This window comes from Streptomyces sp. NPDC018029 (assembly GCF_044327655.1).
GTDB lineage: Bacteria > Actinomycetota > Actinomycetes > Streptomycetales > Streptomycetaceae > Streptomyces.
In genome coordinates this window covers 69,299-81,086 of record NZ_JBIRFV010000002.1, presented here as the reverse complement: position 1 = coordinate 81,086, position 11,788 = coordinate 69,299, and the positions used below count along the sequence as shown (strand labels likewise).

The following is an 11,788-nucleotide window of genomic DNA, read 5'->3' as shown; positions in this document are numbered from 1 at the left end:
GGCAAATTGCACAGGGCAAGGGCGAAAGGGACCCTGAATGTCGAAGGCAGTGAGCACCTCCGCGCACACGCGCAGGAACGGACTGGAACCCGTACCCGAACTGACCGAACTCAGCGCCCGCACACCGCTCGTCGAACTGGACACCGGCGGGCGCGCCCCGGCCCGCCACTGGCTCGCCACCGGCTACGACGAGGTGCGGGCGATCCTCGGCGACGACCGGTTCAGCATGCTGCCGCTCGACGACGGCAGGGGCGGCGGGAAACCACAGATCGAGGTCGGCAACCTGCGCCAGTACGACCCGCCCGAGCACACCCGGCTGCGCAGGATGCTCACCCCCGAGTTCACCCTCCGGCGCATCCGCAGGCTGGAACCCTTCATCGAGGAGATCGTGGCGCACTGCCTCGACGCCCTGGAGGGCGCGGGGCAACCCGCCGACCTCGTGCGGCACTTCGCCTGGCCCATCCCCGGCCTGGTGGGCTGCGCACTGCTCGGCGTGCCCCGCGACGACGCGGCGGAACTCGCCCGCAACCTGAACATCAGCAGGACCGGCACCGGCTTCGGCCGGCACACAAGCCGCGAGCAGCGGGAGCGGCAGCGGGCGGCCGTGAACGCGTACATGATCTACATGCGCAGGCTCGTCCGGCAGAAGCGCCGCGACCCCGGCGACGACCTGCTGGGCATGGTGATCCGCCGGCACGGCGCGGAGCTCACCGACGAGGAACTGACGGGCATGGCCGCCGCCATCATGGGCTCCGGCCTTGAGGACATCGGCGGCATGCTGGGCCTCGGCCCGCTGGCCCTGCTCGACCACCCCGACCAGCTCGCCCTGCTCCAGGAGCGGCCGGACCTGATCACCTCGGCGGTGGAGGAACTCATCCGCTACGTCTCGTCCGTGCAGAACGCCACACCCCGTACCGCCCTGGTGGACGTGACCGTCGGCGGGCACCTGATCCGGGCCGGCGAGTCCGTGATCTGCTCCCTGCTCGCGGTGAGCCGCACCCCGGTCGACGGCGTGCCGCAGGACACCCTCGACATCACCCGCGACAACTCCGGACACCTCGCCTTCGGACACGGCGTCCACCACTGCCTGGGCGCCGTTTTGGCCCGGGTCGAGCTGCGCATCGCGATCGCGGCCCTGTTCCACCGGTTCCCGAAGCTGAGCGTCGCGGTACCCGCCGAGGAAATCCGATTCCGCACCTGGACACCGAACTACGGAATAGACGAACTCCTCGTCCGGTGGTGACACTTGGACATCCTTGACGGTTGCGCGGCACCGAATTCAGACTCGTAGGAAAGGGCGAAAGGATTCCGAGAATGCCCAAGCCATTGGACGAAACCGAACAGTCGCCGCTCGTCGAGATGACCCCGCCGGGAACCATGGAACGCGCCTGGCTCGCCACGGGGTACGAAGAGGTGCGGGCGGTGCTCGGCGACACGGAGCGGTTCACCACGCTGCCGCCCGCGGACACCATCGAGGACTCCCGACGCCTCGTCCAGCCCGGCAACCTGCTGCACTACGACCCGCCCGAGCACACCCGGCTGCGGAAGATGCTCACCGGCGAGTTCACACTGCGGCGGGTGCGCACCCTGGAACCGCTCGTCGAGAAGATCGTGACCGAGCGCCTGGACGCCATGGAGGGCGCCGAGCAGCCGATCGACCTCGTACCGCACTTCGTGTGGCCCACCACGAGCCTCATCGGCTGCACGCTGCTCGGCATACCCCGGGACGACCAGGCCGAACTGGCCCGCCACCTCGACACCAACCGCATCGACAACCCCGACCGGGAGCAGCGGGACGCGGCGGGCAACTCGTACCTGATCTACCTGAGCAAGTTCACCGCGCGAAAGCGCCGCGACCCCGGCGAGGACATGCTCGGCCGGCTCATCCAGCGGCACGGCGCCGACCTCAGCCCCGCCGAACTGACGGGCACCGCCGCGACGCTCCTCGCCTCCTTCATCCAGAACGTGGGCGGCACCCTGGGCCTCGGCATCCTCGCCCTGCTGGAGAACCCCGACCAGCTCGCCCTGCTCAAGGAGCGTCCCGAGCTGATCGACCACGCGGTGGAGGAGCTGATCCGGAGCGTGTCGATCATCTCGCACGCCTCGCCCCGCACCGCCCTGGAAGACGTCACCCTCGCGGGCAAGACGGTCAAGGCGGGGGAGTCCATCGCCTGTTCCCTGCTCGGCGCCAACAACACCAGCTCGCCGGGGGAGCCGCAGGAGCCCATCGACATCACCCGCGACAACAGCCGCCACATGGCGTTCGGGCACGGCATCCACTACTGCCTCGGCGCACCGCTGACCAGGATGGAACTGCGCATCGCCATAGCGGAACTGCTGCGCAGGTTCCCCGAGGTGCGGCTCGCCGTGCCGCGCGACGAACTCCGCTTCACGTCGAAGGCCGTGGAGACGCTGCCGGTGGCCTGGTAAGGGGCGACATGCCGCACGAGACCGCAGCCGTACCGCTGCACACCCGCCGCACCCGCTTCGACCCGGCCGACGACCTGCGCCGCCTCGCCGCCGACGGGCCCGTCACCCGCGTCAGCCTGGCCCCCGGCGCCGGTGGCGAGCCCCTGTGGCTGGTCACGGGCCACGAAGAGGTGCGCAGGGTCCTCGGCGACCACGTCCGGTTCTCGACCCGCCGCCGCTTCGGCTCGCGCGAGCCGGCCGGCGAGGACGACCGGCGGCCCGACGAGGGCGTCGGGCTCCTGATGGACTACGACCCGCCCGAGCACACCCGGCTGCGGAAGATGCTGACGCCGGAGTTCACGGTCCGGCGGATGCGCAGACTCCAGCCGCGCATCGAGGACATCGTCGCCGAGCGCCTCGACGCCATGGAGCGCGCCGGGCGCCCCGCGGACCTCGCCGAGCTGTTCGCGTCGGCGACCCCGGGGCCGGTGCTGTGCGAACTGATCGGCGTGCCCCGCGACGACCGCGACGACTTCCTGCGCCGCTGCCACGCCCACCTGGCGACCGGCAGCGGACGCCAGGAGCGCACCGCCGCCGGATCGGCGTTCACCCGCTACCTCGCCGCACTGGTGGCCCGGCAGCGCAAGGACCCCGACGAGGGCTTCCTCGGCATGCTGGTGCGCGACCACGGAGCAGAGTTCACCGACAAGGAACTGCGGGGCATCTGCATCCTGCTGATGCTCGCGGGACTCGACAACATCTCCGGCATGCTGGGCCTCGGCGCCCTCGCGCTCCTGGAGAACCCCGGCCAGCTCGCCCTGGTGCGCGACGACCCGGCGGCCCTCGACCGCGCCGTCGAGGAACTGCTCCGCTATCTGTCCGTGCCGCACGCGCCGACGCCCCGCACCGCCGTCGAGGACGTGACGCTCGGCGGCAGGCTGATCAGGGCCGGGGACACCGTCGTCTGCTCGATCCCGCTGGCCAACCGCGACCCGGCACTGACCCCCGAGCCCGACCGGCTCGACGTGACCCGTGAACCCGTGCCGCACGTCGCGTTCGGGCACGGCATCCACCACTGCATCGGCGCCGCGCTGGCCCGGATGGAGCTGCGCATCGCCTACGCGGCGCTGCTGCGGCGCTTCCCCGGCCTGCGGCTCGCGGTGCCCACGCGGGACGTCGAGTTCCGCATCCGGTCGACCGCGTACGGCGTGGAGCGGCTGCCGGTCACCTGGTGATCCCGGGACCACCCGGCGAGAGGGGCGAGAGGGGCGAGAGATGGAGGTACGTGTCGACCGCGGCAGGTGCGCGGGCTCCGGCCTGTGCATGAGCTACGTACCCGCTGTGTTCGACCAGTCGGAGGACGACGGGAAGGTGCTGCTCAAGGCGGTACGGCCCGGGCCCGGTGCGGCCGCCGCGGTACGCGGCGCGGCCGCGAGGTGTCCGGCCGGCGCGATCACGCTGAGCGGTCAGGACGAACGCGGCCGGTAGGCCGCGGCGGGTGGATCGGTGCGCCGACACACCGGCGCATCGGTGCATCCGCGCACCGGTGCTCAATCATCAAAGTGGGGTGGGGGAAATGACGCATGCTCCTGTACGCAACGTCGTCATCGTCGGCGGGGGCACGGCAGGCTGGATGACCGCCGCGTATCTGACGGCGGCCTTCGGCGACCGGATCAACATCACGCTGGTGGAGTCGGCGGACGTCGGCACCATCGGCGTCGGCGAGGCCACGTTCAGCGACATCAGGCACTTCTTCGAGTTCCTGGGCCTGGCCGAGCGGGACTGGATGCCCGCCTGCAACGCCACGTACAAACTCGCCGTCCGCTTCGAGAACTGGCGCGAGCCCGGGCACCACTTCTACCACCCCTTCGAGCAACTCAGGTCGGTCAAGGGCTTCCCCCTGACCGACTGGTGGCTGCGCCACCCCACCACCGAGCGGTTCGACGTGGACTGCTTCGTGATGGCCTCGGTGATCGACGCCGACCGCAGCCCCCGCTACCTCGACAACCGCCTCCTGGAACAGGACTTCGTCGAGGGCGAGGCGCCGCCGAACACGATCGCCGAGTACCAGGGCGCGCAATTCCCGTACGCCTACCACTTCGAGGCGCACCTGCTGGCCAAGTACCTCACGAAGTACGCCACACAGCGCGGCGTGCGGCACGTCGTCGACAACGTGGTGGACGTCGGCCTCGACGAGCGCGGCTGGCTCTCCCACGTGCGGACCGCCGAGCACGGCCTGCTGGAGGGTGACCTCTTCGTCGACTGCACCGGCTTCCGCGGCCTGCTCCTGAACAAGGCGCTCGAAGAACCCTTCGTGCCGTACCAGGACACCCTGCCCAACGACAGCGCGGTCGCCCTGCAGGTCCCCATGGACATGGACAAGGACCCGATCCGGCCCTGCACGACGGCCACCGCCCAGGACGCGGGCTGGATCTGGACCATCCCGCTGATCAGCCGCATCGGCACCGGATACGTCTACGCGCGCGACTACATCGACCCCGACGAGGCCGAGCGCACGCTGCGCGAGTTCGTCGGGCCCGCCGCGGCCGACGTGCCCGCCAACCACATCCGGATGCGGATCGGCCGCAGCCGCCGCTCCTGGGTCAACAACTGCGTGGCCATCGGCCTGTCCAGCGGCTTCGTCGAGCCACTCGAGTCGACCGGGATCTTCTTCATCCACTACGCGATCGAGCAGCTGGTCAAGTACTACCCGGCGGCCGACTGGGACCGTTCGCTGCGCGAGCAGTACAACAGCGCCCTGACCCATGTGATGGACGGCGTACGCGAGTTCCTCGTCCTGCACTACCGGGGCGCGAAGCGGGCCGACAACCAGTACTGGCGGGACACCAAGACCCGGAAGGTGCCCGACTCGCTGGCCGAGCGCCTCGAACTGTGGGAGAGCAAGGTCCCCGACACCGGCACGGTCTACCCGCGCTACCACGGCCTGCCGCCCTACTCGTACAACTGCATCCTGCTCGGCACCGGCGGCATCCCCGTGAAGCCGTCGCCCGCACTCGACCTGGTCGACGAGAAGGAGGCGCTCGCCGAGTTCCAGGCGATCAAGGACAAGGCGCGGTCGCTGGTGCGCACCCTGCCGACGCAGAACGAGTACTTCAAGCGCATGCGCGACGGGGTGTGAGCGAGGCACATGGACACCGAGTTCCGCGACATGATGGCGTCGTTCCCGACCGGCGTGTCGGTCGTGACGGCCCGGGACGACAGCGCGGAGCCCCGCGGGATGACGTGCTCCTCGCTGTGCAGCCTCAGCGTGAACCCGCCGACGCTCCTGACGTGCCTGCGCAGCGGCAGCCCGACCCTGGGCGCGGTGCTCGCCAGCGGCGCGTTCGCGGTCAACCTGCTGCACGGGGAGGCCGACTGGGTCGCCGCGCTCTTCGCCTCCGGCGCGCCCGACCGGTTCGACCGCGTCGCCTGGCGGCCGTCCCGCCGCACCCGCAGCCCCGCCCTGATCGAGGCCGCGCACGCCGTCGCGGAATGCACCGTCGAACGCACCCACCCCTCCGGCGACCACGTGATCGTCGTCGGGGCGGTGCGTTCCGTCGAGCGCTTCCGCCACCAGAGCGCGCTCCTCTACGGCTTCCGCAGGTACAGCGAACTCTCCCCGGGCGTACCGGCCGCGGCCGGTGAACGGGGCGCCGGATCCAGACCCGGGAGGTGAACACGGTGCACAGCACCGGGCCGACCGCGGCCGCCGACCTGGTGTGGGCGGCCGCGCCCGTGCCGCCGATCGCGGCGCACGCCCTGCTGGTCTTCCTGCTGCAGGTCGGCGTGCTGCTGCTGCTCGCCATCATGCTCGGCAGGCTGGCGGCCCGCTGCGGACTGCCCGCGATCGTCGGGGAGTTGAGCGCCGGCGTCCTCCTCGGCCCCTCGCTCTTCGGCTGGGTGGCGCCGGACGCCGCGGCCTGGCTGCTGCCCTCCGATCCCGGGCAGGTCCACCTCCTCGACGCGGTCGGACAGCTCGCGGTGCTCCTCCTCGTCGGGCTCACCGGCATCGAGATGGACCTGCGGATGATCCGTCGCCGGGGCGCCACGGCGCTGCGCGTCAGCCTCGCGGGGCTCCTCGTGCCCCTCGCCCTCGGGGTCGGTCTCGGCTTCCCGCTCGCGCGGATGCTCGGCATCGGCGCGGCCGACCGGCAGATGTTCGCGCTCTTCCTGGGCGTGGCGATGTGCGTCAGCGCCATCCCCGTCATCGCCAAGACCCTGATGGACATGGACCTCATCCACCGCGACGTGGGCCAACTGACCCTCGCCGCCGGGATGATCGACGACACCTTCGGCTGGCTCATGCTCTCCGTGGTCTCCGCCATGACCGTCGGCGGACTGACCGCGGGCGTGTTCGCCGAGGCCATCGGCTCGCTCCTGCTGGTCCTCCTGCTCGCCCTGCTGATCGGCCGCCCGGTCGTCCGCAGAGCCCTGCGGCTGTGCAGCGGTTCGGACGAGCGGACTGTCTCGGCGGCCGCCGCGATGATCCTGCTCGCGTCGGCCGGCACCCAGGCGCTCGGCCTCGAAGCGGTCTTCGGGGCGTATCTCTGCGGCATGCTCATCGGTTCGAGCGGGGAGTTCGACCGGGCCCGCACGGTGTCGCTGCGCATGGTCGTCCTCGCCGTCCTGGCCCCCGTCTTCTTCGCGACCGCGGGACTCCGCATCGACCTGCGGGCACTGCGGCACCCGCCGGTGCTCGCGGCCGCGCTGCTCGTCCTCGCTGTCGCGATCCTCGGAAAGTTCGCGGGCGCCTACATCGGGGCGCGGCTGAGCAGACTGAGCCGCTGGGAGGCGCTGGCACTCGGCGCGGGGATGAACGCGCGCGGCGTCATCGAGGTGATCGTCGCCATGGTCGGGCTGCGGCTCGGCATCCTCGACACCAGGACGTACACGATCGTCGTGCTGGTCGCGGTGGTCACCTCCGTCATGGCGCCGCCGCTGCTCAAGGCCGCCATGAAGCGGATCGACTCCACGCAGGAGGAGGAGCACAGGCTCACGGCGTGGCGCGGCGCACCACAGGCCCGGGGCAGCCCGGAGCGCGCCGAGCCCTGACCGGCTCCCCGCGCCCCCGCATACCGGGGGCGAACCGGAACGGCCGCGCGCCCTCGGCACGCGGCCGTTCCGGCCTGCCCCGGCGCGCTCTGCGCCACCCATGGCGGCACTGTGCGGACGCCCGGCTTTGTGCCCGCCGTGTGACCGCCCGCCGCGTAGAAGTTGGGTCCATGTTCACCACACAGAAGCGGGCATTCGCCCGCAAGCGAACCATCGCACCCGTACTCGTCGCCGCGTCCGCTCTCGTCACCGGGTCGCTCCTCACGGGCTGCTCGGGAGACTCCTCGGCCGCCTCGTCGGACAAGGACCCGTCCGCCTCCCCGACCAGCCCGTTCGACCAGGGCCTCGCGTACTCGAAGTGCATGCGCGAGAACGGGGCGGCCGACTACCCCGACCCGCAGCAGGACACGGGCGGCGTCAGGCTCACCCCCGGAGACGGGGTCGACGTGAACTCGGAGTCGTACAAGAAGGCCGAGGAGGCCTGCCGGGACAAGGCCCCGCAGGGCCTCGGCGGCGGGGGCGGGGGCGAGGCCCTGGACTCGAAGAAGGTCTCGGCGTGGGCCAAGTGCCTGCGCGAGAACGGGCTGGACAAGTTCCCCGACCCGGAGATCGAGGGCAGCAACATGAAGATCGACATCAACGGCACCGGCATCACCCCGGGCGGCCCGGAGTTCACCAAGGCCATGGGCGCCTGCCAGAGCAAGTACCCCGGTGGCGGCATGATGATGAACAACGGTCAAGGGGGAGGCGTCCCCGAGTGACCGGCCGCGACGAGACCGAAGCACCACCGCTCTCCGGCGAGCCGTCCGGCGCGCTGGAACGCCACGGATCCGGCGAGGTGTCGGCGAACAGGACCGGCGGCGCCGCGCTCGACACGACCGCCGCGCCGGACACCGCCTCCGAGCTGGAGACCGTCTCCGCGGAGAACCGCGTCTCCGTGGCGGGTGCGGACGAGGAGGAGCCACCGGCCGGCAGCGGTCGCAGGCGCCGCCCGCTGCGCACCTCGCTGATCGCGCTCGCCGCGATCACCGTGACCGCGGCGGCCGGCGTCGCCGCCACCGGCACCATCGGCGGCGACAGCGGTGACTCGGGGGGATCCGCGCCCGCGGGCCCGCCGGCCACCGCGAAGGTGGAGCGCACGACGCTGACCGACACCGAGAGCGTCGACGGCAACCTCGGCTACGGCGACGCGACCACCGTGCAGGCCCCGGCCGCGGCGGCCGGCACGGGCGACGGACAGTCCGCGCAGTCAGGGCAGTCGGGCCAGTCCAGTCAGTCGGGCCAGGAAGGGGCTTCCGGCGGCAGCGCGGGCGACGGCATCGTCACCTGGGTGCCCGAGGAGGGCACCGTCGTCGAGCGCGGCGAGACCGTCTACCGCGTCGACCAGCAGCGGGTCCCGCTCCTGTACGGCTCGTTCCCCCTCTACCGCACCCTGCAGTCGGGCAGCGAGGGGGACGACGTCGAGATGCTGGAGAAGAACCTCCGCGCCCTCGGCTACAAGGGCTTCACCGTCGACGAGACGTACAACTCCGCCACGGCCGAAGCGGTCAAGGACTGGCAGGACGACCTGAACCGCGAGGAGACCGGCACGGTACGGGCCGGGGACGCCGTGGTCGCCCCCGACGCCCGGCGCGTCGCGGACGTCAAGGCCTCGCCGGGCGCCGCCCTGAGCGGCGACGTGCTCTCCTGGACCGGCACCGAGCGGATCGTCAGCGTCGACCTCGACGTGCAGTTCGAGGACCTCGTCGAGAAGGGCACCAAGGCCACCGTCCAGCTCCCGGACGACAACACGGTCGAGGCCGAGGTGACGGACATCGGAACGCCGTCCACCGGGCAGAGCGACGACTCCGCGGGCGGCTCCGGCGACGCGGGTTCCGGGGAGTCCGACGACAAGGCCACCCTGCCCGTCGAGCTGACGGTGAAGGACCAGAAGGGCCTCGGCCGTTACCAGGCCGCCGCCGTCGAGGTCACGCTGAAGGCGGAGTCCCGCAAGGACGTCCTCGTCGTCCCCGTGGCCGCCCTGGTGGCACAGCGCGGCGGAGGGTACGCCGTGGAGGTCGTCACCGCCGACGGCACCGAGTACCGGCCGGTCGAGCTCGGCATGTTCGCCGACAGCAGGGTCGAGGTGTCCGGGAAGGGCATCAAGGAAGGCACCGTCGTGGGGGTTCCCAAGTGAGCCTGGCCAGCCGCGAGCTCCCCGCGCCCGCCACGGACCGGCAGGACCGGCCGGTGGTCGAGCTGACCGGGGTCTCCAAGACGTACGAGGACGTCGCCGCCCTGCGCGGCGCGGACCTCGTCATCCGGCGCGGCGAACTCCTCGCCATCGTCGGCCCGTCGGGGTCGGGCAAGTCCACGATGCTCAACATCATGGGCACCCTGGACCGCCCCTCGTCCGGACGGGTACGCATCGACGGACACGACGTGGCCGACCTGTCCGACCGTGAACTGTCCGCGCTGCGGGCCGACACCATCGGCTTCGTCTTCCAGCAGTTCCACCTGGCGTACGGCGTACCGGCGCTGGACAGCGTGGCGGACGGGCTGCTGTACAGCGGCAGGCCGCGCGGCGAGCGACGCCGCCTCGCCGAGCGCGCACTGCGCAGGGTCGGCCTCGGCCACCGGCTCTACCACGAGCCGCACCAGCTGTCCGGCGGCGAGAAGCAGCGCGTGGCCATCGCCCGCGCGGTGCTCGGCGACCCGCCGCTGCTGCTCGCCGACGAGCCGACCGGCGCCCTTGACTCACGGTCCGGAGCGGTCGTCATCGAGCTCCTCCACGAGCTGCACGAGGCCGGAACGACCGTGGTGGTCATCACCCACGACCGGGACATCGCCGCGACCCTGCCCCGCGAGGTGCGCCTCAAGGACGGCCGGATCGAGCACGACTCGGTCGCGGGCGGCGGCTCCTCGTCCCTCGTTCCCCACCAGGAGGCCGTGCGATGACCGGCATCAAGGAACTGGAGCGGGCCGCCGCTCCCGAACCCTCCGAACCCGTGCGGCGGCCCCGGCCGGCCCGGATGAACCCGGCCGACGTGCTGCGGGTGGGCGGCTCCGGCCTGCGCTCCCGTCCCATGCGGGTCTTCCTCTCGGCGCTCGGCATCGCCATCGGCATCGCCGCGATGGTCGGCGTGGTCGGCATCTCCACCTCGTCCACCGAGGACCTCAACCGCAGGCTGCAGGCCCTCGGCACCAACCTCCTGACCGTCACCCCGGGGCAGAACTTCAGCGGCGGGGAGGCCCGTCTCCCCGTGGAGTCGGTCGACATGATCGCCAACATGGACGACGTCGAGTCGGTCTCCGCCATCGGCAAGACCGACGCCAAGGTCTACCGCAGTGACCACACGCCCGAGGAGGAGACCGGCGGCCTCAACGTCTCGGCCGCCAGGACGGACCTGCCGAAGTCGGTCGGCGCCGAGATCGTCGACGGCCGCTGGCTCAACGCCGCCAACAGCCGCTATCCCTCCGTCGTCCTCGGCCCCAAGGCCGCCGAACAGCTCGGTGTCCACCAGGCGGGGGAGGACGTGAAGGTCTGGCTCGGCGGCCGCTGGTTCACCGTCGTCGGCCTGCTCGCCCCCAACGAACTCGTGCCCTCGCTCGACTCGTCGGCCCTCGTGGGCTGGACCGCGGCGGAGCGCGAACTGGGCTTCGACGGCTCCCCGACCACCATCTTCACGCGGGCCGAGGAGTCGGCCGTCAACGACGTCCAGGCCGTCCTCGGCGCCACCACCAACCCCGAGAGCCCCAACGAGGCCAACGTCTCGCGCCCCTCGGACGCGCTGGCCGCCAAGGAAGCCACCGACGACACCCTCAGTGGACTGCTGCTCGGCCTCGGCGGAGTGGCGCTGCTCGTGGGCGGCGTCGGGGTGGCCAACACCATGGTCATCTCCGTCCTCGAACGCCGCTCCGAGATCGGCCTGCGCCGCTCGCTCGGCGCGACGCGGGGGCAGATCCGCACCCAGTTCCTGGCCGAGGCGCTGCTCCTGTCCGCCCTCGGCGGCCTCGGCGGCGTCCTGCTCGGCATCGCCGTCACCGGCGGGTACTCCGCCTACCAGGGCTGGCCGTCCGTCGTCCCGTTCTGGGCGATGGCGGGCGGCGTCGGCGCCACGCTGGTCATCGGTGGACTCGCGGGGTTCTACCCGGCCGTACGCGCCGCACGGCTGCCCCCGACGGAAGCACTGGCGACCACGTGAGCGCCTTCGCCCGAGCCCACCCCCGAGGGCCCTGGCGAAGCAGCCGCGAGGGCCACTGGGACCGCGGTGCTTCCGCTGGAACCGTCCCCCGTGCCACGGGGGCACCGCGCCCGTCCGCGCCGCCTCCGGGCCGATCCCGGACC

Annotated in this window: 11 protein-coding genes; all 11 read left to right on the top strand. The window is 71.9% G+C overall.

Annotated elements, in window-relative coordinates:
- The first annotated feature begins 37 nt into the window (after nucleotides 1–37).
- The 11 genes from ACH4D5_RS04970 (at nucleotide 38) to ACH4D5_RS04920 (ending at nucleotide 11,645) form a co-directional block, all read left to right on the top strand.
- Nucleotides 38–1,243: a cytochrome P450 gene (locus tag ACH4D5_RS04970; protein ID WP_398298694.1), complete on the top strand. Its 1,206-nt coding sequence runs from the start codon at nucleotides 38–40 to the stop codon at nucleotides 1,241–1,243.
- Between the two features lie 71 nt (nucleotides 1,244–1,314).
- Nucleotides 1,315–2,430 carry a cytochrome P450 gene (locus ACH4D5_RS04965; RefSeq protein ID WP_398298692.1) on the top strand — a complete coding sequence of 372 codons (1,116 nt, stop codon included), beginning with the start codon at nucleotides 1,315–1,317 and terminating at the stop codon, nucleotides 2,428–2,430.
- An 8-nt stretch (nucleotides 2,431–2,438) separates the two neighbouring features.
- Nucleotides 2,439–3,644: a cytochrome P450 gene (locus tag ACH4D5_RS04960; protein ID WP_398298690.1), complete on the top strand. Its 1,206-nt coding sequence runs from the start codon at nucleotides 2,439–2,441 to the stop codon at nucleotides 3,642–3,644.
- Between the two features lie 40 nt (nucleotides 3,645–3,684).
- Nucleotides 3,685–3,897, top strand: a complete 213-nt coding sequence (locus ACH4D5_RS04955) for a ferredoxin (protein WP_398298688.1) — start codon at nucleotides 3,685–3,687, stop codon at nucleotides 3,895–3,897.
- A gap of 88 nt (nucleotides 3,898–3,985) precedes the next feature.
- Nucleotides 3,986–5,548 carry a tryptophan halogenase family protein gene (locus ACH4D5_RS04950; RefSeq protein ID WP_398298686.1) on the top strand — a complete coding sequence of 521 codons (1,563 nt, stop codon included), beginning with the start codon at nucleotides 3,986–3,988 and terminating at the stop codon, nucleotides 5,546–5,548.
- Nucleotides 5,549–5,557: 9 nt separating this feature from the next.
- A complete protein-coding gene (locus ACH4D5_RS04945) occupies nucleotides 5,558–6,085 on the top strand; it encodes a flavin reductase family protein (protein ID WP_398298684.1) in 528 nt (175 codons plus the stop codon).
- Between the two features lie 5 nt (nucleotides 6,086–6,090).
- Entirely contained in the window at nucleotides 6,091–7,461 is a 1,371-nt protein-coding gene (locus ACH4D5_RS04940) for a cation:proton antiporter (RefSeq protein ID WP_398298682.1), read from the top strand.
- Nucleotides 7,462–7,631: 170 nt separating this feature from the next.
- On the top strand, nucleotides 7,632–8,222 hold the full coding sequence (locus ACH4D5_RS04935; RefSeq protein WP_398298680.1) for a hypothetical protein: 591 nt from the start codon (nucleotides 7,632–7,634) through the stop codon (nucleotides 8,220–8,222).
- Entirely contained in the window at nucleotides 8,219–9,637 is a 1,419-nt protein-coding gene (locus tag ACH4D5_RS04930; RefSeq protein WP_398298678.1) for a peptidoglycan-binding protein, read from the top strand. Before ACH4D5_RS04935 ends, ACH4D5_RS04930 begins: the two co-directional genes overlap by 4 nt.
- Entirely contained in the window at nucleotides 9,634–10,398 is a 765-nt protein-coding gene (locus tag ACH4D5_RS04925) for an ABC transporter ATP-binding protein (RefSeq protein WP_398298676.1), read from the top strand. The genes ACH4D5_RS04930 and ACH4D5_RS04925 overlap by 4 nt, the downstream gene beginning before the upstream one ends.
- Nucleotides 10,395–11,645: an ABC transporter permease gene (locus ACH4D5_RS04920; protein WP_398298674.1), complete on the top strand. Its 1,251-nt coding sequence runs from the start codon at nucleotides 10,395–10,397 to the stop codon at nucleotides 11,643–11,645. Before ACH4D5_RS04925 ends, ACH4D5_RS04920 begins: the two co-directional genes overlap by 4 nt.
- Nucleotides 11,646–11,788 lie beyond the last annotated feature (143 nt).